The following is a 25,547-nucleotide window of genomic DNA, read 5'->3' as shown; positions in this document are numbered from 1 at the left end:
TTGCCCGGCTCCGGATCAATACCGATCTGGACCGGTGCGTGGCAAGTAGCTGCATTACCGGCTTGTTTGTGCGGAAACGACATTGCAGGCAGTTGGCAGCCCATTTCCGGTCTATACCAACACTGCGCGCGCAATTGCGCCGCAGACCCGTTTGCTTGCGTCTGTCGACAGCATCCAGAACAACAATTCCACGACATTTTCACGCAGCAATGATGCATTGCGTAGCAGCAACTCCGCCTCGCAAAATCTGCGTGGGTCGCTTGGTGGTGCAGACGATCTTTTGAAAACGGCAGTCGACGATCTTTCAAAGATTGGATCGGTACTTGATGAAATCGATGTGCTGGTCACCAGTGTCGAGGAAAACCCGTCTCTGTCGCGGACCGAGCGCGGCTTTATCTCATCGCAAATTCAGGATTATCTGGAACAGATCGACGATATTGCTGCCAATAGCAATTATGACGGCCGCAATCTGCTTGATAGCGATCAGACCATTGTCTTGCAGACCGGCACGCGCACAACATCAAGTGACCGGTTGAACGTCGAACTTTATGCATCGGGTGCAGATGATTTGGCGACCGGGTTATCGGCGATTGATGTGTCCGATGATACGGCTGTCACAAATGCACGCGATCTTGTCGATGCGGCACGCGGGGCGTTATCAAGTCGTGAAACATCGCTGCGTGCAGATCGGGAAAGTATTGCCGGGGCGACGGATCGCAGCCGTGTTGCGCAAATAGCCAGTGATAATATCTTACAGGCACAACTTGCTGCCAGTGAGCCTGATGGCAATGATCAGTTGCGCAGTCAAATCACCGAAGCACTCCAAGGGTATCTAGGCGAGGTTTCAGCCCGTCTGCAGGATCAGACGATAACGGTGGGCGGTATCAGCTTGCCAGAACCACGACCTGAACAGCAATCCGATCCGGTCACCGAACGTGACGATCCGTTTGCCTATGATCCAAATGATTACCCGAGCAATAATGACCCGTTCGGTCAAAGCGAACCGGAATACTTCACGGCCAATGATCAAAATTCGGCTTATACCCCGCCGACGACCACCACCGGCTTTGGCGGATATAATCACAATGGTGGTGGTACCGGTATTGGTGGATCATCGTCTGGTGCCGGATCGTCCAGCAGATCTGGTAGCGGGGGGAGCGTTTCGATAGAGGCGTGATTTAGGGGCGATATCGTCGACATTGCCAAAGTTGCCGTTATGGCAGGTCGATCGATAAGAATACCAAATTTGGTAACGGATCCGGTGCCAGAATTTTCTTTGGGTTATTCGATATATTCCCCGTCATAGACACCCCAATATCCCTGACGCGGTGCCCAGCCTTCGAAATCAGAGAATTGCAACTGGCACCAATCGACAGCGCGGGGACAACTTTCAATCCGGCCGATTACGCTGTTGGAAATAAGGGCGATCTTGCGAGCATTTTCATCGGCGGCAGAATAAAGCGTGATGGTATCGGCTGTTACAATGACATGACGTGAACCGATCAAAAGGCTTTGATGGACCCAGCCTTCGCTGCCTTCCCAATCGCGAACCTTGCGCCAGGTTTCGAATTCCGAAATGACTTCCATCGGCATATTGCGTCGTTGATAGATCCAAACCTTGGGATACCGCAGACCCGGGCCAGAACGCAGATGCACCTTGTCTGACCGCAACGCAACAAAGCGCGGAATTGGCAAACCGGATTCCTGGGCATTGGCAACAATCGGTGCGCTAATGCTGCCAAGGATCAGCATGGCGATCAAAGAATGAAGGAATTTACGGACGATCCGCGGCATTGTGACGGTTTTCCCTGTTCTTTCTTTTGCTGCCGGAACCCGGCGAACCCCAGTCTACAAGAAATAAAATTACAAAAATGACGTCAAAATACTTGCTTTAATACTCTGTGCCGTGGCATCACTGCATTGCGGCAAGAGCGCATTTGGCGCATCCACCCTATCTTGTCAGCAAAAGAGTTAAAAGACCGATAGGAACGGCAGATGACCAAGAAAAAACCGCTCGTCATCGTGACCCGCAAGCTGCCGGAAGCGATTGAAACCCGCATGATGGAACTGTTTGACGCGCGCCTGAACATCGACGATATCCCGATGTCCAAGGCCGAGCTGATCGAAGCGGTCAAACAGGCAGATGTCCTTGTTCCAACAGTGACGGACCGGATCGATACTTCCGTTTTGGCCCATGCGGGCGAGAATTTGCGCCTGATTGCCAATTTTGGGACCGGCGTGGATCATGTTGATCTGCAAACCGCACGATCACGCGGCATCACCGTGACCAACACCCCTGATGTCCTGACCGAGGACACCGCTGATATGACCATGGCGTTAATTCTTGCTGTTTCTCGCCGTCTGGCCGAGGGCGAGCGCATGATCCGCAGTGGTGATTGGGGCGGATGGGCACCGACTTCCATGTTGGGGCATCGTATTTGGGGCAAACGGCTTGGCATTGTCGGCATGGGGCGCATCGGTCGGGCCTTGGCCCGCCGGGCTAAGGGTTTTGGGCTTTCGGTGCATTACCATAACCGCCGACGCATCCATCCTGATAGCGAGGAAGAGCTTGATGCCACCTATTGGGAAAGCCTGGATCAGATGCTGGCCCATGTGGATGTTATTTCAGTCAATTGCCCGCATACACCAGCGACCTACCATTTGTTATCTGCACGTCGTCTTAAACTGATGCAGCCACATGCCATTCTGGTTAATACCGCACGCGGCGAAATTGTTGATGAACCGGCACTGACACGTATGTTAGCCGACCGCGAGATCGCCGGGGCAGGCCTTGACGTGTTCGAACATGAACCGGCGGTAAACCCGAAACTTCTGGAATTGCAAAATGCGGTTCTGCTGCCCCATATGGGATCGGCAACACTTGAAGGCCGTGTTGATATGGGCGAAAAGGTGCTGATTAACATCAAAACCTTTGTTGATGGTCATACACCGCCTGACCGCGTCATCGAAGGTCTGCTTTAAGCCCCTTGATGGTGCTTTATGGGGTTTGATACCTGTTTGGGAATTCTTGTGCCGGGCGCTATGTTGCCCGGCACATTGCGTTTCAAAGCGTGTTTGCCTTATGACGAAACACTTTGATCAACGGGCTTTGTAAATATCTTTGCCACTTGCCCCAGAACCAGTGGCACCAGACTGCCGCCCAGCACCAGTAACCAGCCCGTAGCACTTGGCGGTGCAATCATTAGCAATCGGGAAAACGCCGGGATATAAATTGTCAGACCGATTAGAACCACACAAATCGCCAAGGCAATCCAGACAAACCGGTTGCGTGTCACATCATTTGAAATCCATCCGGAAGACGCGGCACGCATGTTAAATACATGCAATAATTGCCCGGTCGCAAGTGTCAGGAACGATACTGATAATGCTTCCTGATCACCAAGATCATAGACATAAAGTGCCATGCTGAAAGCACCAAGAGTTCCGACCGTGATTAATGCGCCATAGAAGAAGATACGGGCCCAGTCTTGTTTGGTCAGAACCGGGGATTTGGGGTTGCGCGGGGGCCTTTCCATAACATGCCGGTCGCCTTCGCCTATACCAAGTGCAAATGCCGGAAAAACGTCAGTCACAAGGTTAAGGTATAAAATCTGCAACGGTAAAAGCGGTAGTGGAAGCCCGCTTAGAACGGCAAGGCCGATTACAAGTATTTCGCTTAGATTGCAGGACATTAGATACAGGACAAAGGTCCGTATATTGGCAAAAATTACCCGGCCCTGATGCATTGCCATGACGATTGATGGAAAGGCGTCGTCGCGCAGAACCATGTCTGCGGCCTCGCGGGCAACATCGGTGCCCCTTTTGCCCATGGCAATCCCGATATCGGCTTTTTTCAGGGCGGGGGCATCGTTCACACCGTCGCCGGTCATGGCAACAATCGCACCGGCTTTCTGATGAAGGGCTACCAGATCAAGCTTGGCCTCGGGACTGACCCGGGCAAAAACCGGGGTTGCAAGAATGCGATCACGCTCAGTCTGATCTGTCAGGTCGATCGCCTGAAGCATTTTTCCTTCAAGTGCAGCTGCGTTTGTATCGCAAAGCCCAACCTGTTCGGCGATGTTTCTGGCGGTACCAATATGGTCACCGGTCACCATGATGACCCGCACCCCGGCCGTGTGACAGGCTTGCATTGCTGCAGGGACGTCTTTGCGCGGTGGGTCCAAAAGGGCGATTAACGCAATCAGCGTAAGGTCTTGATAGGGGGCATCATCAGGTGATCGCGTGTTTTTCATTGCAAGGGCCAGAACACGCAGGCCTTTTTGCGTCATTTCATCATTAAAACCGGCCCAGTTCTGCCGGGCTTTTGCGTCCATGTCGCATGGGCCATCAGGACCAAGGAAATATGTACTGTTTTCGATAACGGGTTCAGGTGCGCCTTTAACCGCGACAAACAGGGTATCGGGATCATCCTTTTGACGGTGAAATGTCGCCATCATGCGGGTTTGGGCGCTAAACGCTTCTTTGTGAACTTCATGATAGGCGTTTTGTTGGTCGGTCTGTTCAACACCGACATGCCGTGCAGCTTGCAGAAGTGCCAGTTCCATCGGATCGCCAATGCGTTTGTCCGTGCTATTTGGGGCAGGCAATATTGCGTCATTGCACAAGACGGCGACCCGTATTGCCAGTTCTTCCGGGCTGTTTGGCAGCAGCGGTACGGCGGGTGGCGATGCACTGAGATCAATGGCGGTCTCGGATGTTCTGAGTGCAACGGCCGTCATCTTGTTTTCGGTAAGTGTGCCGGTTTTATCGGTCATGATGATCGTTGTTGCACCAAGTGTTTCCACCGCCGACAAATTCTTGATCAAAGCATTGCGCCGGGCCATGCGCCACATCCCGCGGGCCAAGGCAACCGTTGCGACAATCGGCAATCCTTCGGGCACGGCCGCAATCGCAAGTGCGATCCCGGTCTTAAGCATCATCACCATGTCCTTGCCGACATAGATGCCAATAACCGCAATGAAAATAGTCAGTGCCAGAGTGGCCCAGATAAGTTGACCTGCTAGTGTATCAAGGCGTTTTTCAAGGGGGGATGCCTCGGCATCGGCCATTTCTGTTAATGCGGCGATGTGGCCAAGCTCGGTTGTCATACCGGTTGCAACACAGATGCCCAAACCGTCCCCGCGGGTGATTGCGGTTCCTTTGAACATCATGTTCGTGCGGTCGCCAAGTGGCAGATCTTCATCCGCATTGGTCGGTATTTCGATGGTTTTGTCCGTTGGGACGGATTCCCCCGTCAAAGTGGATTCATCAGCTTGCAAATTAGTGCATTCGATTAACCGGACATCAGCGGGAATAATATCGCCAGCTTCACACAGTACAATATCGCCCGGCACGATATCCTGAGCTGCGACGATGTTGAATTGACCATCCCGTTTGACTTTGGCCTGAACGCTTGAAAGCTTTCGAAGGGCCTCCATCGATCGGATCGCGCGAAATTCGGATGTAAAGCCGATTGCGGCATTGATGATTAGGACCACGACGATGGCGCCGCCTTCGGTCAGGTCACCAAAGTAAAAAGACAGGGCTGCGGCACCGGCCAGTAAATAGACAATCAATCCGGTAAATTGCCGGATCAGAATGGACCAGAACGAGACATGCTTTTGGTCTCTGAGACTATTTTTGCCGTATTGCTTGCGGCGTTCGGTGATCTTTGCTTCGGCAAGCCCCTTGTCGGGATCAACCGCCAGATGTTCAAGGATTTCCGTGATCGGCTGAATATGGTGGGCGGACATACGGAAACCTCTGTAACCTGTAACGATAAGACACGATGATAAAAGCCAATTAGGTCGCTAATTCCATCGGCGGTCAAGCATGCGACTGTATTGATATCCTTATTGGTGTTCCGGAAACCTCCTGACAGCTTCTGACAGGGATGGGCACGAATTATGAACGCAGACCATTTCAATTTATCAACAGCTTGGGTATCAGTATTACCAACATCAGCTTTAGAATTTTCCCATAGGGGGCACCATGCGTTTCATTTTTCCGGCAGCCGAGCCGGTTGCCGTTCCGGTTCATAATTCCGATCAGCTTTTCCCGGTTAATCGCATCTTTTGCATTGGCAAAAATTATGCCGATCATGTCCGCGAAATGGGATCCGATCCGGCTGATACGCCGCCCTGTGTCTTCATGAAGCCGACCGATTGTTTAAAGGTCGGAAATGGTGATCTTGCTTATCCGTCGGGCACTGACGATTTGCATTACGAGGGTGAACTTGTTGTTGCCCTTGGTGCCGGGGGTAAGAACCTTGATCGCGCTGCCGTCGAGGCAGCCATTTTCGGCTATGCCTGCGGTCTTGATATGACGCGCCGTGATGTGCAGGCGGGCCTTAAAGACCGTCGTCTTCCATGGGATATGGCAAAATCGTTTGATGATTGTGCCGCGATTTCGGCAATCCGTCCCAAGGCCAATGCCGGAAACCCGCAGGCGACCAACCTTAAACTGTCGGTTAATGGTACGGTCAAGCAGGATGACACCACCGCCAAAATGATCTGGCCTATGGTCGATGCACTGGTGCATCTGTCGACCCTGATCGAACTTAAGCCCGGCGATTTGCTGTTTACCGGAACCCCCGAAGGTGTCGGGCAGGTTGTGCGCGGGGATCGGATGGATGTGGCGATTGCCGGTGTTGCGGACCTGTCGGTCACGTTGAAATAATACCTAAGAATTCACATGCAGGGAATGAAGGGGCAGGACCCAATTCACCCGATCAGGAAACGGAGCCCGTTTTGAAAATCGTTAGCTGGAATATCAATTCCGTGCGTTTGCGCATCGAACAGGTGGTGCGCTTTCTTCAAGAACAACAGCCAGATGCGCTGTGCCTGCAGGAACTGAAATGCCCGGACGAGCATTTCCCCCACGAAGCATTTGAGGCCGCCGGTTATACCCATCGCCATAACCATGGCATGAAGGGGTATAACGGTGTCGCCATTGTTTCGCGTTTGCCGTTTATTGAAACCGATATCAAACATTTCTGCGGCAAGGAAGATCGTCGTCATTGCATGACGAAATTCGAAAATGGCGTTGAATTGCACAATTTCTATATTCCGGCCGGGGGGGATGAACCCGATGTCACCATCAATGAAAAGTTTGCCCATAAGCTGTCTTTTCTTGATGAAATGACGGCGTGGTGGGCGGACCGCCGCATCAGCGATCCGGATCGCAAGGCGGTTTTGGTTGGCGATTTCAATATTGCGCCATCGGAAAATGACGTCTGGTCGCATAAAAAACTTCTGAAAGTGATTAGCCACACCCCGATCGAGGTCGAAATGCTTGAGGCATTCCGCAAATCTGGCGATTTCGTGGATTCGGTTCGTGAAATTGTTGAAGAGCCGGAAAAACTGTTCAGTTGGTGGAGCTACCGTTCACGTGACTGGCGTGAAAGCAACAAGGGCCGCCGTCTGGACCATGTCTGGGCGACCCCGAATATGGCTGGAACCGTTCGAAGTGCATCGGTCTATGACCTTGCACGGGATTGGGAAAAGCCATCCGACCACGCACCAGTGATTGTCGAATTTAATATGTGATCGCGTTATGGTTTGAGATCGAACAGCGGGCTGGCACTATCCGGTCTGCTGTTTTTTCATCTAAAATGACTTGATAGAACAGCCTGCCGGGGAGAAGGTCTATGGGCTTACGTAATTTGACCCCGGTGAAACATAAAGCAGGATACGGGCAATGAAAAAGATCCTTATCGCGTTGACAGCAATCGTTTTGCTGATCGTAGCTGGTCTTGTGTATGTCTATGTCAATCTTGACAACATTATCAAAGCCACCATCGAAGAAGCAGGTACGCGTGTGACGTTGGCCGATGTCACGGTCGATAATGTCAAAATCGAAACGACCCAGAATACCGCGTCAATTGGTGGTCTTGTTGTGGGGAACCCGGATGGGTTTACAACCGATTATGCATTCTCGCTGGGCAATATTTCAGTTCGGCTGGATGGATCGACCCTGACCAGTGACACCATCCGTGTGATCGAGGTGATTGTTGATGCCCCAAGCGTGACTTATGAATTGGGCCAGGGATCATCAAATATCGCAACTATCCAGCGCAATGTCGAAAGTTTTGTCCAGCGTGTGTCGGGGCCGACCGGTGCCGGTGGGGCAGATGGCGATAGTGGTGATACCGCTGCTGATGATGGCTCCGGTACCAAGGTTGTGATCGACAATCTTTATGTCCGCAATGGTCAGGTTAGTGTTTCTGCTGCGATGCTTCAGGGTAAAAAGCTGTCCTCGAGTTTGCCGGAAATCCATCTGAAAGACATCGGCAAGGCTGAAGGTGGTGCGACGCCGGCCAAAGTGGCCGAAGAAGTTATTACCGCCCTTAATGCTGCTGTTTTCAAATCGGTTTCCAGCCTGAATGTCGATGGTCTGTTGCAGGGGGTTGGTGATCTGAGCAAGGGTGTCACCGGCCTTATCGGTGGTGCTGCGGTCGGTACAGGTGGTGCGGTTAAGAACGGTGCAGGCGCACTTGAAGGTGCAGTAAAAGGTCTGTTTGGCGCGACGCCCACAAAATAGGGACTCGGGCCTGGAAAAGATATTTTTTGATAGTTTCAACCCGATCAAAGGGTTGGCAGAGGGAACGGTTGCCGTTCCCTCTTTTTTTTATTTTGGCGTGCCCTGAATTGTTGTGTGCGCGCCGTAGCAACGTCATTTGATGCATTACCAAAGTGTGATTTTCTCTATCGTGCTGCTTTTTTTCGGGAATTTTATTTCCATATACTTGCGGGTATGAAAAAATTCTATTGATCGGCAGGTGTCGTCTTGGGGCAGTCTCTGTTCTAGAGGATTGTTTGAATCGGGAATGAGTTTCGGGGTCGGGTCATTCCGGTCTTGTTTTCATTGGGGCGTCGTCACTGATAATTGAGGCCGTCAGATAAAGAACGGCCGTAATGGAAAATTCCTGTCATGGTTAAAGTGTTGGGGATTTTCCGGAAACTGGATTGATTGGGACTGGGATTATGATTGTCGTCATCCAGACACGGAGTGAACACCAATGACAGTAAAATTGCTTTGCGTAATTTCTGCAGCCGCCCTTCTTGGCGCTTGTGCGAATATGAATATTCCGGGCGTTCGCGGGATGACCGACGAAGGTTCGGCATTCGACGCCGGGCTTCATCAGGGTTATTCCGACCTGGCTCAGGCCGAATATGACGAAGCCGATTGGACGGATGCGCGTTATTTCACCAACCGTGCCAAAATGGCAGCGATGGGTCAGGATGCCGGTCCTCAGCCATTGGTGGATCGTAATTTGCCAGAAGGTAGCATTTCGGAAATCAGCGTTGCCCGGGCCGACCTTATGTCCGCTTTTGATGCTGGTGGCCGTGACAAGGCAGCAAGTGCAGCAGCCCGTGCCCAGACAAGTTTTGATTGCTGGATGCAGGAACTTGAAGAAAACATTCAGCAGTCAGACATAGACAATTGCCGTGCCGCATTCTATCAGGCGCTGGCGATTGTTCAGGCCGAACTTGAAGAAAAACCGATGGCCAAAGCCATGCCGATGATGATGCCCGACCCGATGAATATCTATTTTGGGTTCGACAGTGCCGTTGTCAGCGACAAGGCAATGACCGTGGTTGACGGCATCGTTGCTGCCTATGAAAAATATGATCCGAAAATGATCAGCCTGACCGCCTATGCTGACCGTTCTGGCAATCCGATGTATAACGACATCCTTGCCAAATCGCGTGTTGATGCGGTGGTTAAGGTATTGCGTGAACATGGGGTTGCGGCAAGCAAGCTTGCCATCAGCATCAGTGGCGAGGCCAATGTACCGGTCGCGACTGCTGATGGTGTGGCCGAACAGGGCAACCGTGTTGTGACGGTTAAATTTGAAGACGGCATGTAAGCCGAAATAACAAAGAGGATGAATATATGCGGTTACTCATCGCACTTCTGTTGCCGTGGTTGTTGTTCTTTACCATCGGGCGGCCAATTGCCGGGATCATCTGTCTAATCCTGCAGATTACGCTTCTGGGCTGGATTCCGGCGGCGATCTGGGCGGCTTATGCGCTGAGCCAATACAACACCGACAAAAAGATCAGCAACGCCATGGGCGGTGGTCAGGAATAATTCCTGGCGATGCCCAATCCGTGCTGATCGCATTGGCGGTTTAACCGTATTGCATCTGAAAGGCAGGCCTTCGGGCCTGTCTTTTTTTGTTGGGCGACTAGTCAGTGCATGTGGCGGCGTACACCACCGACAAACCGTGTGATCAGGCGCGATATGGTGAAACGTGTGATGATAAAGGCCACAAAACCGGCAACACCGGGCCAATACCATGCATCGACTTCGGGACGTGTACTTTGTTCGACCAAGCCATAAATCACGGCCGCGATACCCGCACCGGCCAAAAAGGCGACGCGTCTGCGATATCGACCGATAAAAGGGGCAAGCAACCACATCGTGTTTGATCCCTAATGCGCCGAAATCAGCAATCGGTACAGATGGTCAGACATTAATGTTGTCCGCCGCCGATGTCGCGTGCCAGGCGGGCCGCAAAGTCATCCGTCATGCCAGAAATATAATCCAGGATCGTCAGATACAGATCGTAAAGCGGTGCTCCGACCGGCATCGAATCATTACCAACCAATTCACGGACCCGTCCAGTGCGATAGGACAATGCGGCGTCATCTGTGGCTTGATGAATTTCCAGCGCGGTTCTGCAAAAAGTATCCAGCAGGGTTTCAAGGCAGGCAAAAGCACCGACTTCTATCTGAACCTTGCGACGGTTCAGGATGATTTGTTTTTCCGAGAACTGTTTGGCCGTTGCGATCATGTCGTTGAACGGGCCTCCGACACAGGACAAAAGGTCGTTTTGGACCTCGCCCGCCAGAAATTGGTGTTCATGGTCAACAAAGGTATCCGTCAGGGCATCAAGAATTCCGGTTATGATCTTGCCGCGCAAGAAAGTCATTTTGCGACGAATATTGGTTTCACGGTGATATTCGCCGGGAAGTTCATCGGCGATGCATGGCCTTAAAAGGTCTTCAAATACACTGAAATCAACCAGCTCCAGCTCGATCCCGTCTTCAATATCGATCAGCGCATAACAAACATCATCCGCTGCCTCGACCAGATAAACCAGTGGATGACGGCAAAATGACTGTGCGCCGGTCCGGATCAATCCGGTGGCATCGGCGACTTCGGTCAATAAATCCATTTCGTGCTGAAACGCCCCGAATTTCATTTTCTCGGGATAGGGGCTGCCGATTGCGGACCATGGATATTTCACAAAACTTGCCAGCGTCGCATAGGTCAGGCGCATGCCGCCGTCATAAAGGCCGCTGCGCTTGTTGGTCAAAAGGCGAAAGCCCTGTGCATTGCCTTCAAATGTGATCAGATCGGCGCGTTCGGCATCCGAAAGCGGAGCCAGATATTTTGGATCGGCATCCATGAACCATTGGCGAACGGCATATTCCCCGGCATGGCCAAATGGTGGGTTGCCGATATCATGGGCAAGGGCGGCGGCCTGTACGATGGCGGCCAGATGATCGGGTTCAATACCGGCGGGCAGGTGGTCTTTTTCGGCCAAGCGGTGGCCAACCATCAACCCCATCGAGCGCGCAACACACGATACTTCCAAGCTATGGGTCAGGCGGGTATGGACATTGTCGTTTTCCGGAAGGGGGTGGACCTGGGTCTTGCGTTGTAATCGTCGGAATGCGCTCGAAAAGATGATGCGGTCGTAATCTTTGTGGAAATCGGACCGGCCAAAGGCACCGATGCTTGAATGTTGTGTTCCCAAGCGTGCGGGTGACAGCAGTTTTTGCCAGTTCATCATCGGTTCGGGCTTCCCGTTTCCAAAGTCGGTTTGATGCATAAGGTGGTAATATGGCGGGTGGAGGTAAATAAGCGTTTTAAATTTGCAAGTTTCTCAAGATTTTCAAAAGAAAACGGCGCATCCGAAGACGCGCCGTTTGATTTGGAGATCAACAGATTTGGTTTAGCTGCCTAAACCTTTTTCCATCACCAGATCAAGGCGTCGGGCAAAGCTGACCGGATCGGGCAGGGCTTCACCTTCGAGGATGCGGGCCTGATCAAGCAGCAACAGGGCGGCATCGTTCAGGATTGGTGCCTTGGCATCCTTGATGGCAACATCGGAAAGTTTCTTGATCAGGCTGTGCTTTGGATTGATTTCAAGGATGCGCGGGCTGATTTCGTCAACGCGATTGTGTTGTTTCATCAGGCGTTCCATCCGCAAATCCATGCCGGTTTCATCGGCAATCAGGCAGCAGGCCGAACTGGTCAGGCGATCAGATTCACGGACATCCTTGATATTGGTCCCAAGGGCGATCTTGATCGACGCAATGAGGGCATCTAGTGATGCATCCGATGCGGCGTCGTCTTTTTTATCATCCTTGGTATCGTCCTTGTCGTCCGACTTTATGTCGTTCAGATCGGCACCGCCACGGGTGACGGATTTGAAGTCTTTTTCCTCGAACTGGCCAACAGACGGCAGCCAGAATTCATCAACCGGATCGGTCAAAAGCAGGACTTCAATGCCCTTGGCAGCAAAGCCTTCAAGTTGCGGGCTGCGTTTCAGCGCATCAATATCTTCGCCGCTGATGTAATAAATCGCCTTTTGGCCATCCTTCATGCGCTCGATGTAATCGGCAAGGCTGGTCCAGTCATCCGAATGGGTTGACCGGAAACGTGCCAGTTTCAGGATACGGTCGCGATTGGTGTAATCTTCATACAGGCCCTCCTTGACCACTGAACCAAAGGCTTCCCAGAAGGTGTCAAAGCCTTTGCTGTCCTTCTTCGATGCTGTTTCAAGTTCCGACAGCACTTTTTTGGTCAGGCCATTCTTGATTTTGGTCAGGACCGGATTGTGCTGCAGCATTTCACGCGAAATGTTTAACGGCAAATCCTGACTGTCGACGACACCGGATACAAAGCGCAACCAAGGCGGCAGCAATTCGTCTGCACCTTCGGTAATGAAGACCTTGCGAACATAAAGCTTCAGATGCCCCTTGCGGGCCGGATCATAAAGATCGAACGGGCGCATGGTCGGCAGATAAAGCAGGCCAGTATATTCAATCGCGCCTTCGGCCCGATAATGAATGGTTTTCCACGGATCATCAAAAGCATGCGAATTGTGTTTGTAGAATTCATTGTATTGTTCGTCGGTGATTTCCGACTTCGAACGGGTCCAAAGCGCTGATGCCTCGTTCAATGTCTCGTCATTGCCATCTGCCTTCATCAGGACAACCGGAATGCCGATATGATCGGAATAGGTTTTGACGATGTGACGCAAACGCTGTTCTTCGGTGAATTCCTTGAAATCGTCGCTTAGATGCAGGGTGATCTGCGTACCGCGGCCTTCCATTTCGGCTTCGCCAATCGTGTATTCACCCTTGCCGTCCGATGACCATTTCCACGCCTGATCTTCGCCTGCCTTTTTGGTGATGACCTCGACTTTGTTGGCGACCATGAAGGCGGAATAGAACCCGACACCAAACTGGCCAATCAGGTCGACATCCTTGCCTTTGTCAGATTTTGTCAGTGCCTCGACAAATTTGGCGGTGCCCGAATTGGCAATCGTGCCCAGATTCTCGATCAGATCGGCCTTGTTCATCCCGATCCCGTTATCGGCAATCGTCAGAACATTTCGAACATTATCGGTTAACAGCCGAACTTTGAATTCGGCATCACCTGCAAGCAATTCCGGCTTTGCGATGGCTTCATAGCGCAACTTGTCGCAGGCATCCGACGCATTCGAAATGAGCTCGCGCAGGAAGATATCCTTATTCGAATAAAGCGAATGGACAACGATATCGAGCAAGCGGCTGACTTCGGCCTCGAACCGCATTTTTTCTTCCGTCATGACCTCTGTTTTCTCCTCTGTATCAATGCAGTAAGTCCAATTCCCGATCATCGGCAAATTGAACGATAACCCATAAGGCCTGCTTGATATGCGTCAACGCATCTTGCAGCGCAAGCCCTGTATCCTAAGTATAGAGAAAGACGGTTTTGAAATGATGTGAATGTTCGGGCCAAAGGACCGGTTTCACAAAAGGAATTCCGGGGCGGCAATCGTTCCGGCAATCGCGGGGTGCAATGCCCTGTGTGTGACAAATGCAAAACCAGGAGGCCGTATTATGAAGGTTCCCGTTACTATCACTTATCGTGATGTTGACCAGTCGGATGCGCTGGACGAGCGTATTCACTACAAGGTTGAAAAGCTGGAAGAAACCTTTGATCGCATGACAAGTTGTCATGTCATTATTGAACGGCCCCAATCCCACCATGCCCCGAAAAATCGCTTTGCAGTTCATTTCGGGATCAATGTGCCGGGCAAGGAAATCATGGTGAAACGCGATAGTGCCGATCACGCCCACGAGGATGTGTATATCGCACTTAAAAATAGCTATCAGGCTGCGCGCCGCCAGCTTAAGGAATATGCTGAACGGATGCGAAATCACTAGAGTTCTTGTTTGTAAAAGCAAGAAATTTAAACGACGGGACGGTCATTTGACCGTCCCGTTTCTGTTTGTCTTCTTGATAATTTTGCGACAAAGGGTAATTCTGTAAAATCTTAACATTAGTTTAGGTTTGAATGAAGTTCCGGCACGTCAGAGCGTTCGTGCGGGGCGACAGAAAGAGCATGAGAATGTCAAAATCCGGTGTGTTGCATCGTTATCTCAGCGTTGGTGAAGTTGCGAAACGAAGCGGCCTTGCAGTGTCGGCGATCCATTTTTATGAGCGCAAGGGGCTGATCAGATCAATCCGGACGGATGGCAATCAGCGGCGTTTTCATCGTGATGTGCTGCGTCGGGTGTCGATCATCAAGGTGGCACAGCGCACTGGCATTCCATTGGCTGAAATCGGCGATGCTTTGGCCAGCTTGCCACACAGCAAGGCGCCGAATTCAAAAGATTGGGAAAAGCTTTCGTCGCGGTGGCGTGATGATTTGGATGCGCGGATAGAACAATTGACCCTGTTGCGTAACCAGTTGGGCAAATGTATCGGGTGCGGCTGCCTCTCCATGGACGACTGTCCGCTGCGCAATCCGGCAGATCAACTGGCCGTCGAAGGGGCGGGGGCTCGATTGCTTGAACTTGACGAATTTCAGGATCACGACTGTAAAATCAAGACGTCATAAACCATCAGGACTGCGTCCGGAGCATGGGCGTTGATATGGCAGAATGCTTGACATTGCGCAGTGCGGCGTGTTGAAAGGCGCAATGAATGGGCATGCGAGATCATCCGTGATGCCTGATGGAAAAGTTTGATGCAGATTTCAACCCGATCCGGTCCCCGTATACTTGCCATATTGGGGCCGACCAACACCGGCAAGACCCATCTGGCGATGGAACGGATGTTGGCACATACATCGGGTATGATTGGTTTTCCGCTGCGTCTTCTGGCGCGCGAAAACTATGATCGTGCCGTAGCACGTGTTGGCAAGGGGGCTGTGGCCCTGATTACCGGCGAGGAACGCATTGTTCCGAAATCGGCACGTTATTTTCTGTGTACGGTCGAAGCCATGCCGGTTAGCAAACAGGTCGATTTTCTTGGCATTGATGAAATCCAGATGTGTGCCGACCCGGAACGTGGTCATGTGTTTACGGATCGGTTGCTGCATGCCCGTGGACTAAGCGAAACCATGTTTATGGGGGCGGAAACCATCCGTCCGGTGATCCGTAAGCTGATCGATAATGTCGAATTTGACACGCGCGCACGATTTTCGACTCTGGCCTATAACGGATCGAAAAAGATTCAACGCCTGCCGGGGCAATCGGCGATCGTGACGTTTTCCGCTCAGGAAGTTTATGCCGTCGCTGAATTGGTGCGCCGTCAAAAAGGCGGGGCGGCTGTGGTGCTTGGTGCATTAAGTCCGCGGACACGCAATGCCCAGGTCGAAATGTTTCAGAATGGCGAAGTTGAACATCTGATTGCGACCGATGCGATTGGTATGGGGCTTAATCTTGACCTGAACCATGTGGCCTTTGCCGCTCTTCACAAGTTTGATGGTCAGTTCAATCGTGGACTTTCTGCTGCCGAAATGGCGCAAATCGCCGGACGAGCCGGGCGTCACATGAATGACGGTACCTTTGGGGTCACGGGAAATCTTTCGGGCATTGATCCCGATATCATCGAACAGATCGAAGCCCACGAGTTCGAACCGCTCGCAAAAGTTTTCTGGCGTAATGCGCGACTTGATTTCAGGTCGGTGGAAGCATTGCAAAAATCGCTGCGCCGACGTTCGGATAATCCAACGCTTGTTTTGACGCGCGAACCGGTCGACGAGGTGATGCTGGACCATTTATCCCAAAACGAGGACGTCGCGCGCATCGCTTCAGCCCCGGATCGGGTGCAATTATTGTGGGAAGTCTGCCAGATTCCGGACTTTAGAAATATCCATACCGATACGCACCCAAGACTGCTAACATCTATCTATCGCTTTCTTGCGAAGCCGAACAGCAAGTTGCCAGTTGATTGGTTGGGCGAACAAGTCTTGCGCATGGACCGTTATGATGGTGATATTGATCAGTTATCATCACGATTGGCGGGTATTCGCGTCTGGACATATGTATCGCACAAACATCACTGGCTCGAAGATGCCAATCACTGGCAGGACCGTACGCGCGCCATTGAGGATAAGCTCTCTGATGTGCTACACGAACGCCTGACCCAAAGGTTTGTCGATAGACGAACCTCGGTTTTATTGAAAAGTCTCAAGGACAAGTCTGAACTCATGTCTACCATCACTGCGAATGGTGAAGTCCAGGTCGAAGGTGAATACGTCGGCCGACTGGAAGGGTTCCGTTTCATCGCTGATGAAACGGATGCCGCGTTTGAAGGCAAGGCAATTGCCAGTGCTGCGCGTCGTGCGCTGACTGGCGAGATTGCCCAGCGGGTAAAACAACTGGAAACCGATGAAGACGATAAATTCGCGGTGAATGGCCAACTGGAAGTTCTTTGGAACAGTTCAGTTGTCGGGGGACTTAAAAAGGGCGACACCGTCCTTAGCCCCGATATTCAGGTCATTGACAGCGAATTTTTTGACGGTCCAGCTCGTGAACGTGTGCGGACCCGGCTTCAGAATTTCATCAATGCCCATATCGAAGCGCGCCTGAAAATGCTGACTCGCTTGCGCGATTGTCAACTTCCTGGTCCGATTCGCGGTCTTTTGTTCCAGTTGAACGAAGGACTCGGCTGTGTACCCCGTTCCGATCTCGAAAGTCTGATCAAGGATCTGGGCGACGAAGATCGTAAGGCGTTGGCCAAGCTGGGTGTGCGTTTGGGCGTTGAAACGGTTCATGTGCTTGACGCGCTGAAACCTGATCCGGTTGAATTGCGCGGCATTTTGTGGGCTGTTGCCCGCGATCTTGAAGCGCTTCCGGAGCTGCCGCCGGCAGGCCGGACTTCGGTCCCCAATGATCGCAGCAATTCAAAGGGCTTCTATCTGGCGGCCGGTTATATGCCGGTTGGACCGTTGGCTGCCCGTGTTGACATGCTGGAACGCTTTGCTGCTCTTTTGCGCCAAAAAGCGCGTGAAAATGACGGTAAGGTAAAACCGGACCCTGATCTGTTGTCGCTTTTGGGCTGCACGGTCGAACAGGCCGAAGGCGTATTTACCGCCCTTGGCTGGCGTGCCGAAGTCGTCAAGGTCAGCAAGGCTGAACTCGACGCCAAGGAAGCTGTAAAAACAGCTGATGCACCTGTTGCAGCTCCTGCTCCGGAAGCTGCCGTAACTTCTGAAGTTGCGGCGACTGCTGATGCGCCAGCCGAAACTTCGGTGGAAACCCCGGCAGAAACGGTTGCTACGCCAGTTGCAAAAGCAACAGACGAAGTGGCCTCTGCTTCTTCGGAAGTTTCCCCTCTTAAAGAAGAGGCGGAGCAAGGAGGCATTGCCGAGGCCGTTGCTGTTGATGCGGCTGCTGATGCTCCGGCAGAAGCTGCTGCTGACGGGGAGGCCGAGTCGGAATTTGTCGAGATCAAATACTTTGTGCGTGTTGATCGTCGCAAACGTGGTGGCGGTAATGCTGGCAAGGGCCAACGCGGTCCGCGTCAGGAAGCACGTGGCAAGGGGGCCCCGAAAGGCAAGGGTGGTCAACGTCCGAACCGGGGGGGGCCGAATAAGGGCGGCGACCGTCAGGGTAACGGACAGGCACGTCCGGCTAATCCAGCCAAGAATAACCAAATCAACGAAGATTCACCGTTTGCCAAGCTGAAAGAAATGCTGGCAGCCAAAGGTTGATTTCGACTGATTTTTAGCACGGCGGCGATCCTTTACAGGGTCGCCGTTTTGCGTTTTGGATGGTAAAATAAATACATGACGAAAGAATTGCCTGGCGGCAAGATCCGCATGGATAAATGGTTGTGGTATGCGCGGTTCTATAAAACGCGCTCCTTGGCGAGCAAAGCCTGCCAGGCGGGGCATATTATACTGAACGGAAAATCCGTATCCAAAGCCAGCGTGATGGTCGTCACCGGTGACCGGTTACAGTTTTTTCAGGGGCCGCATTTGCGCGTTGTAGAGGTTCTTGTGCTTGGTGAACGGCGTGGTCCGGCACCCGAAGCACAATTGCTCTACGCGGATCATTCACCGCCGCGCATGGCGAAAAAAGAAGTAGCTTCAGATATTCGAACAGCCCCGGTTGCAGAGCGTTCCTCCGGAAGCGGGCGTCCGACCAAAGCCGAAAGGCGCGCAACGGATCGGTTGCGCAGTGATGAATAGTTTCTAAAATATAGTTGTTTCTTTGAATTGATCTCTGACATCGCATAGCCAAATAACAGGTTGTAATATCTTCAGCTTGTTCTTGCGTATGTTATGGGCATGGACTATTGATACTATCTCAATGTATATGTTCCCATACTTTGGTGTGGCCTAGGAGATTGATGGCGTTATGAAACGCAAGCCTGTCCTGAATATCGGGACGTTGTCGCATCTACGTGCTGGTCGTTTTGCCATCCTGCTTGCGGCGCTTGTGATCAATTTGCTGTCACTGGCGCTGCCGGTGACGTTGCTGCAGGTATATGATCGCGTTCTGCCGCACAATGCGGTTTCGACTTTGACGCTTTTGGTGCTCGGTGTGTTTGGTGCGCTGGCGCTTGAGGCGACTTTGCGTTTGGGACGGGCTTATATTTCTGCGCTATCGGCGGCCAAATTCGAACATCGAAGCTCTCAGACGGCGGTTGGCCATTTACTGTCGACCAGTCTGTCCGATTATGAAAAAACAGCTCCGGGTCTGCACCTGCAACGGCTAAACAGCCTTAATGTCCTGCGCGATTTCTATGCTGGTCAGGCGATTGGCGCGGTTATTGATTTGCCGTTCATTGTTTTGTTCCTTGGCTTGATTGCAATCATTGGTGGTAAGCTGGTGATTGTGCCCTTGGGTATTTTGGTTGCTTTCATGTTGACCGCACTGCTGTTGGGGCGTCGGTTACGCCACGCGCTGGACGAACGCAGTCAGGCTGACGAACGGCGATACAACTTCATCATTGAAACCCTTACGGGGATTCACACCATCAAGGCGATGGCGATGGAAAATATGATGATCCGTCGCCATGATCAGCTTCAGATCCAGTGTTCCGAGGATGATTTGATTGCGGCCCGTTGTGCTCATGCCGCAATCAATTCCAGCGCCAGTTTTTCGATGCTTACGATGATCCTTGTTGCCGGTGTCGGCAGTTTGCTGGTGATTAATGCTGAACTGACGGTTGGTGGCCTTGCGGCTTGTACCATGCTGGCCGGGCGCTCGATCCAGCCACTTCAACGCGCGATGGGGCTGTGGACTCAATTCCAGAATATCCGCGTGGCACGGGATCGTTGCCGCGAACTTTTCCGTTTGCCCCCCGAAGATGCTGACGATGCCCCCGAGATGCCCCCGCTTGAAGGCCGGATCGAGCTTGAGGATGTCAGTTTCTCGCATCTGGATGGAGATACGGTATTTGAAAACCTGACTCTTGCAATTCAGCCGGGTGAATCGGTTGCAATTACCGGTGATAACGGAACCGGTAAAACCACGCTTTTGTGGCTTTTGATGGGGGCACTTCGTCCCGATAGCGGATCGGTGCGTCTTGATGGTCGTGATCCAAAAAAATACGCGTCCGAATCCATTCGCCGCCAGATTGCTTATCTGCCGCAGCACGGGGTGATGTTTAAGGGCACCATCATTGAAAACATCACCTCTTTTCGTAAGGAAATTGGTAGCGAACGGGTGGTCGAGATTTCCAAGCGCCTGGGGCTGGACGAAATTGTGATGCGCATGCCGCATGGTTACGATACCGAGGTTGGCGGACAGGCATCAGAGACACTCCCGCGCGGGGTCAAACAGCGCATTGCGATTGCGCGTGCTCTGATCGATTACCCGCGAATTGTCTTGTTTGATGAAGCCAACAGTTCGCTTGATATTGCGGGCGATAATATTCTGGCCGGTCTTCTGATCGAATTACGCAAACATTGCACCTTGGTGATGGTATCGCATCGTCCGTCATTGATCGCATTGGCGGATAAGCAATATCGCCTGATCGAGAAACGTCTTGTGCCTGTTTTGCGGCGCGGCGGAACTCAACCGGTGATCGAGGCCGAAGAAGTACAGCGTCTGGAGGCCCGGTCATGAGCATCGAAAATATGGACTTTGCGCTGAACTATCGTATGGGCCTTGCCAGCAATGATGCCCTGTCGGATTTTGATGCCTGTCTGTGGCCCTTGTTGCAGGCGCTTGGCTGGCGCGGTTTGCCGCGACAGGTTGCCGAGGCACTGCCTCATATGAGCGATGCACTCGACCTGACTGATTTCCGTAATGTCCTGGCCAATCTGAATTACCGGTCGCGTGAAATCGATACCACGTTCGATCAGATTGATGATCGTTTGATGCCCTGCCTGTTTGTGCCTGATAATGGCACGGCATTGGTTGTGATCCGGCCGGAAAATATCGGTATTCGGGTATTTGATGGTGGCACCAGCAGTGAACGGGTCATTAAACCAGGCAATCTGCCTGGTCGTTTGTTCCAGTTTACCCAAGCTGATCGTAGCGAGCGGTATTTTGAAGAAGACAAGCGTGGTTGGTTTGGCGGGATAACCGCCCGGTTTTCGGCCCTTGGTGGGCAGCTTCTGCTGATCACGCTAATGCTGAACCTGATGGCGCTTGCCAGCCCGATCTTTGTCATGGGCATTTATGACCGTGTGATTGGCACGCGATCCATTCCCATGCTGATCCAGTTTGGCATAGGGATCAGCATTGTCCTGATTATGGATTGGGTGCTGCGTAATCTGCGCAGTCAGATGGTCAGTCATTTTGGCGCACGGCTTGATACGCTGGTCAGCAGCGCAATCTTCGAACGGCTTTTGTCCTTGCCCCCTGCCTTTACCGAACGGGCTCCGGTCGGGGTGCAGATTTCGCGTATTCGCGATTTCGAAAGTGTGCGTGAATTCTTTACCGGGCCGATGGCACTTGTGATCATGGAAATGCCGTTTATGCCGATTTTCCTGATTGCGATGGCACTCCTTGGCGGTTGGCTGGCGCTGATTCCGATCGGGTTGATTGTGGTGTTTGCCCTGATCGGTCTGGTATCCTTTCCTGTTGTGTCTCGCCGGGTTTCGGAACTTGGGCGTAATGGCGCTAACCGGCAGGAATTTCTTGTCGAAACCGTCGCCAAGATGCAGGCGTTAAAATATACTGGTGCCGAGCATCGCTGGTTATCGCGATTCCGCGATATTTCGGCCGATACCGCTTATGCCGGGTTCCGGGTGGCGATGGTAAATAACGTTATCAATACATCTGCCCAGATTCTGATGATTTCGGCTGGTGCGTTGGTGCTTGCCGTCGGGGCAACTCAGGTGATGGCAGGCAACATGACTGTCGGTGCGCTTGTGGCATCGATGATGCTGGCATGGCGCGTTCTGGGTCCGATCAACCAGGCGTTCGTCGGGATGCCGCGTTTGGCCCAGTTGCGTGGCAGTGTGAACCAGATTAACCGTTTGATGACCCTGGCGCCTGAACGCGATCTTGTGCCGCGTACCGTCGGGCAACGCCGGTTCGAGGGAAATGTAACCTTCTCGCGCGTCAGTTTCCGCTATAGCCCGGATTCCGATCCGGCGCTGGTAGGGGTGAATTTTGATATTAAAGCCGGGCAAGTGATTGCCGTTGTTGGATCGAATGGGGCGGGTAAATCATCCCTGATCAAACTGATTGCCGGCATGTATCAACCACAGGCCGGTGCGGTTTTGATTGATGGGGCTGATATCCGCCAGATGGACCCACAGACTTTGCGCCAGTCGATTTCCTATGTCCCGCAGGATATCGAATTTTTCCGGGGCTCGATTGCCCAGAATTTGCGTTTGGCAAATCCGGTGGCATCCCCTGATGAATTGCGGATGGCCTGTATGTCTGCAGGCATTCTGAACGACATCGAAGCCCTGCCCAGCGGTTTTGAAACCCGTATTGGCGATCAGCATTCGTTACGTTTCTCGGCGAGTTTCTTACAGCGATTGGCGCTGGCGCGTGCCTTTGTTCGCGAGGCACCAATTATCTTGTTTGATGAACCGACCAATGGCCTTGATCAAAAGGCGGACCGTGCGTTCCAGGATACGATCAATCGTTTGCGTGGCGGATCAACCATTTTTCTAATTACCCATCGGCCCAGTCATCTTGATCTGGCCGATCGCATCATTGTTCTTGAAGCCGGGCAGTTGCGCGCCGATGCACCGCCGGCACGCATCAAGCAACAAGTGATCGACGGAGGTTTCCTATGAGTGACACAGTTCAGAACACAGCGATTGAACGGTTTCGTCAATCACGTCGTATGGCGCGCTATTTGTCGCATGCCGTCCTGCTTGAAGAAGGCGGTATTTCGATCTTTGTCCGGTCGGCCATGGTGATGTTGTCGGTTGGCTTCGTTGCATTGGTGGCATGGGCCGCGACAACACAGATCAAGGAAACGGCAACCACGTTTGGTCAGGTTATCCCAACCGGTGCAGTCAATAAGATCCAGCATCTTGAAGGTGGTATTATTTCCGAAATCATGGTGCGTGATGGTGATTTGGTTGACAAGAACCAGGTATTGATGCGCCTCAAACCCGAGGCATCGCAGGCGGAATTGTCGCAGGTCGAAACCAGACTTGCCAGCTTGCGGCTTGAGGCTGAACGTTATCGTGCGCTTGCCGAATCGCGTGATCCCGATTTTAGTGCATTGATGGATCGTTATCCGGAACTGGCGCAAAATCAGCAGGAAATCTATCGGATTAAAACCGATCTTGATATCAGCCAGCGTGCCATCCTTCTGGTCCAGATCAAGGAACGGAATGCGGAACTGGCCCAACTACAGCAGCAGGAAGGCACGTTACGCCGATCGGTCGATCTGTTGAATCAGGAAGTCACCATGCGGCGGTCGCTCTACGAACAGGGGCTGAATTCCAAGGTTCTATTCTTGAATATTCAGCGCGAATTGAACGAGGCACAGGGGAATTTGTCCGGGGTTGTTGCCGAAATGGCGCGCGCGCGTGAAACCATTGCCGAAGCTAACCTTCGCCTGAATGAATTGCATAACAGTCAGCGCGAAGAGGCTTTCAGCGAACTTGGCCGTCTTGGTGGCGAGATTGCTCAAACGAGCGAGACATTACGCAAGCTCAAGGATCGTGTGGCACGCCTTGAAATTCATGCACCGTCCAGAGGCTATATCAAGGGACTGCAATTTACCACCATCGGTGGGGTCATTGCGCCTGCGCAGGTCGTGATGGAACTGGTGCCGACTGATGATGTTTTGGTCGCGGAAACTCGGATTTCCACCGAGGATATCGGCCATGTTCACCTTGGGCAGCCTGTCACGGTCAAAGTTAGTGCCTTTGACTATATACGATATGGTAGTATAAGTGGCGAATTGGTATCGATATCGGCATCTACTTTTGTTGATGAAGATGGACGTCCGTATTACAAAGGGCGTGTTGCTCTCGATTCTGACTTGGTTGGTGACGGCGCCCGTGCTCAGCCGATTATCCCCGGTATGACGGTTCAAGCCGACATTCAAACCGGGGAAAGGACGTTGCTGCAATATCTGCTCAAGCCGGTTTATGTCTCGCTTGATCAGGCATTTAGCGAACGCTGATTTTATAATGGTCCCGCTGGTTATGACATCGTCATTTCTACTGCCTGGCCGCACTTTTCTCTGGTAATTCAGAGAATTCTATACATTTGTATAGAGATGCGGATTCAGGGTTCCCTGTCCGCATTTCACGGAGAATGGGTTAGATGGCGGACAATTTACGCGACTCGGAACACGAACAGAACAATCTTGGTAGCAAACAGTCCGAGACTGGTGGTGCTGACAATGATCTGTTGCGTGATGGCAGCAATACCGATGATTCCGACGAACTCGTAGAGCTCCATCGTGAACAGGTAGATGATGCGCCGCGTCCTAATGAACAGTACAGTTCCGTTCACTATGGCACCCGTACAGAAAATCCGGAGGGTGAACAGCAGCGTGAATTCCGTCGTCGTAACGCATCGGACCAGCGTGAAGAACACGCGATTGAACACGATGCGGTCCAGAAACAGTCCCTGGCCGAAGCCGAAAGGGCTGAAACCCAGACAAATATCGATACGGTTTCTGAAAGCGTCGATCCGACTCGGGCCAATATTGAGCGCGAACCGCTCTCGCTTCGCAGCGACGACATCACTCTTCAGGACCTTCAGACAGGTTATGATATCCAAGCCAGAACTGGGCCCGGTGCGCGCACAGGCGAAGGCGATATCGGAGATGTCGGTCGTGAACTAAACGTTGACCGTGGCTCTGATGGTGGGCTTGAAGACAGCTCGGCTGGCGCTGTTTCTGCCGAAGCTGCCAACGAAGAAGCTTCTGCGGACGACGATGATGTTGCGGTGTCTGACACAACAGACGATGCGCCGAAAATCGCTAATGCGCCGGTCCTTCAGGCCGGCAATGCGACAGGCGCTGAAGACAGCGCGATCTCGCTTGATATTTCTGCGGCCCTTCGTGATCTCGATGGGGGCAATGAAACCCTCTCGATCACGATTTCGGGGGTTCCGGATGGTGCGATCCTGTCTGCCGGAACCAGTAATGGTAATGGGACCTGGACCCTAAGACCGGATCAGCTTGCGGGCCTGACCGTAACGCCGGGTGAAAACTATAACGGCAGTTTCGATCTTTCGGTGACAGCAACCAGCGCAGAGGCCAATGGCAGCCGATCTTCGGCTACCACGACTCTGACCGTGGATGTTGATGCCGTCTCTGATGGCGCGACGCTTGATGTTTCAAATGCCAGTGGCGCTGAAGACAGCGCGATTGCACTGTCAATCGATACCGAATTACTTGATTCCAGCGAAACCCTCTCGATTACCATTTCCGGTGTTCCCGACGGCGCGACGCTGTCGGCTGGGACGAATAACGGTGATGGAACCTGGACCCTGCAAACTGGCGATCTGGATGGTCTTACCGTCACGCCGGGCGAAAACTTTAGCGGTAGTTTCGATCTGACAGTCTCTGTGTCCACAACGGACGGTACTGATACCGCCGTTGTGGTTGAGGAACTCACGGTTGACGTTACCGGTGTG

20 protein-coding genes are annotated in these 25,547 nt (G+C 52.4%); 15 read left to right on the top strand and 5 right to left on the bottom strand.

All coding sequences use genetic code 11. From position 1 onward, the window contains the following. Positions 1–82: 82 nt before the first annotated feature. Positions 83–1,177, top strand: a complete 1,095-nt coding sequence (locus tag TALK_RS14725; protein ID WP_085619909.1) for a flagellin N-terminal helical domain-containing protein — start codon at positions 83–85, stop codon at positions 1,175–1,177. Positions 1,178–1,281: 104 nt separating this feature from the next. On the opposite strand, the gene TALK_RS14720 is transcribed toward TALK_RS14725, so the two are convergent. Next, on the bottom strand, positions 1,282–1,794 hold the full coding sequence (locus TALK_RS14720) for an SH3 domain-containing protein (protein ID WP_085619908.1): 513 nt from the start codon (positions 1,792–1,794) through the stop codon (positions 1,282–1,284). A gap of 201 nt (positions 1,795–1,995) precedes the next feature. On the opposite strand from TALK_RS14720, the gene TALK_RS14715 reads away from it, so the two are divergent. Then, a complete protein-coding gene (locus TALK_RS14715) occupies positions 1,996–2,982 on the top strand; it encodes a 2-hydroxyacid dehydrogenase (protein ID WP_085619907.1) in 987 nt (328 codons plus the stop codon). A 98-nt stretch (positions 2,983–3,080) separates the two neighbouring features. Here the strand turns inward: TALK_RS14715 and TALK_RS14710 are convergent, their stop codons facing one another. Then, on the bottom strand, positions 3,081–5,753 hold the full coding sequence (locus tag TALK_RS14710) for a cation-translocating P-type ATPase (protein WP_085619906.1): 2,673 nt from the start codon (positions 5,751–5,753) through the stop codon (positions 3,081–3,083). A gap of 238 nt (positions 5,754–5,991) precedes the next feature. Between TALK_RS14710 and TALK_RS14705 the strand changes: the two genes are divergently transcribed. The 5 genes from TALK_RS14705 (at position 5,992) to TALK_RS14685 (ending at position 10,095) form a co-directional block, all read left to right on the top strand. Then, complete coding sequence (locus TALK_RS14705) at positions 5,992–6,678, top strand: fumarylacetoacetate hydrolase family protein (protein WP_085619905.1); 687 nt, start codon at positions 5,992–5,994, stop codon at positions 6,676–6,678. A gap of 71 nt (positions 6,679–6,749) precedes the next feature. Beyond that, positions 6,750–7,547 carry an exodeoxyribonuclease III gene (gene xth, locus TALK_RS14700; protein ID WP_085619904.1) on the top strand — a complete coding sequence of 266 codons (798 nt, stop codon included), beginning with the start codon at positions 6,750–6,752 and terminating at the stop codon, positions 7,545–7,547. A 151-nt stretch (positions 7,548–7,698) separates the two neighbouring features. Then, entirely contained in the window at positions 7,699–8,541 is an 843-nt protein-coding gene (locus TALK_RS14695; RefSeq protein WP_085619903.1) for an AsmA family protein, read from the top strand. Between the two features lie 478 nt (positions 8,542–9,019). Further along, entirely contained in the window at positions 9,020–9,871 is an 852-nt protein-coding gene (locus TALK_RS14690; RefSeq protein WP_085619902.1) for an OmpA family protein, read from the top strand. A 26-nt stretch (positions 9,872–9,897) separates the two neighbouring features. Further along, on the top strand, positions 9,898–10,095 hold the full coding sequence (locus TALK_RS14685; RefSeq protein ID WP_085619901.1) for a YqaE/Pmp3 family membrane protein: 198 nt from the start codon (positions 9,898–9,900) through the stop codon (positions 10,093–10,095). A gap of 101 nt (positions 10,096–10,196) precedes the next feature. Here TALK_RS14685 and TALK_RS14680 read toward each other — a convergent pair whose 3' ends face one another. The 3 genes from TALK_RS14680 to htpG form a co-directional block, all read right to left on the bottom strand. After that, positions 10,197–10,427 carry a hypothetical protein gene (locus TALK_RS14680; protein ID WP_085619900.1) on the bottom strand — a complete coding sequence of 77 codons (231 nt, stop codon included), beginning with the start codon at positions 10,425–10,427 and terminating at the stop codon, positions 10,197–10,199. Between the two features lie 53 nt (positions 10,428–10,480). Beyond that, complete coding sequence (locus tag TALK_RS14675) at positions 10,481–11,806, bottom strand: deoxyguanosinetriphosphate triphosphohydrolase (RefSeq protein ID WP_085619899.1); 1,326 nt, start codon at positions 11,804–11,806, stop codon at positions 10,481–10,483. A gap of 162 nt (positions 11,807–11,968) precedes the next feature. Continuing rightward, positions 11,969–13,852, bottom strand: coding sequence for a molecular chaperone HtpG (gene htpG / locus TALK_RS14670; RefSeq protein WP_085619898.1), 1,884 nt, complete (start codon positions 13,850–13,852; stop codon positions 11,969–11,971). 274 nt (positions 13,853–14,126) lie between these two features. Between htpG and TALK_RS14665 the strand changes: the two genes are divergently transcribed. The 8 genes from TALK_RS14665 to TALK_RS14630 all read left to right on the top strand — a co-directional run. Beyond that, positions 14,127–14,453: an HPF/RaiA family ribosome-associated protein gene (locus TALK_RS14665; RefSeq protein WP_085619897.1), complete on the top strand. Its 327-nt coding sequence runs from the start codon at positions 14,127–14,129 to the stop codon at positions 14,451–14,453. 185 nt (positions 14,454–14,638) lie between these two features. Continuing rightward, positions 14,639–15,130: a redox-sensitive transcriptional activator SoxR gene (gene soxR / locus TALK_RS14660; protein WP_085619896.1), complete on the top strand. Its 492-nt coding sequence runs from the start codon at positions 14,639–14,641 to the stop codon at positions 15,128–15,130. A 129-nt stretch (positions 15,131–15,259) separates the two neighbouring features. Continuing rightward, a complete protein-coding gene (locus tag TALK_RS14655; RefSeq protein ID WP_085619895.1) occupies positions 15,260–18,232 on the top strand; it encodes a helicase-related protein in 2,973 nt (990 codons plus the stop codon). A gap of 75 nt (positions 18,233–18,307) precedes the next feature. Further along, positions 18,308–18,712 (top strand): RNA-binding S4 domain-containing protein, encoded by a 405-nt coding sequence (locus TALK_RS14650; protein WP_085619894.1) that lies wholly within the window; start codon positions 18,308–18,310, stop codon positions 18,710–18,712. 169 nt (positions 18,713–18,881) lie between these two features. Next, positions 18,882–20,597 (top strand): peptidase domain-containing ABC transporter, encoded by a 1,716-nt coding sequence (locus TALK_RS14645; RefSeq protein WP_085619893.1) that lies wholly within the window; start codon positions 18,882–18,884, stop codon positions 20,595–20,597. Then, entirely contained in the window at positions 20,594–22,732 is a 2,139-nt protein-coding gene (locus TALK_RS14640; RefSeq protein WP_085619892.1) for a peptidase domain-containing ABC transporter, read from the top strand. The genes TALK_RS14645 and TALK_RS14640 overlap by 4 nt, the downstream gene beginning before the upstream one ends. Continuing rightward, positions 22,729–24,081: an HlyD family type I secretion periplasmic adaptor subunit gene (locus tag TALK_RS14635; protein WP_085619891.1), complete on the top strand. Its 1,353-nt coding sequence runs from the start codon at positions 22,729–22,731 to the stop codon at positions 24,079–24,081. The genes TALK_RS14640 and TALK_RS14635 overlap by 4 nt, the downstream gene beginning before the upstream one ends. Positions 24,082–24,224: 143 nt before the next feature. Then, positions 24,225–25,547: Ig-like domain-containing protein (locus TALK_RS14630; RefSeq protein WP_139833847.1), on the top strand; the 1,323-nt coding region annotated here is incomplete at its 3' end.

The sequence above is a fragment of the Thalassospira alkalitolerans genome, from assembly GCF_002115745.1.
In the GTDB taxonomy this organism is placed as follows: domain Bacteria; phylum Pseudomonadota; class Alphaproteobacteria; order Rhodospirillales; family Thalassospiraceae; genus Thalassospira; species Thalassospira alkalitolerans.
This window is presented reverse-complemented; position numbering and strand designations above follow the sequence as displayed.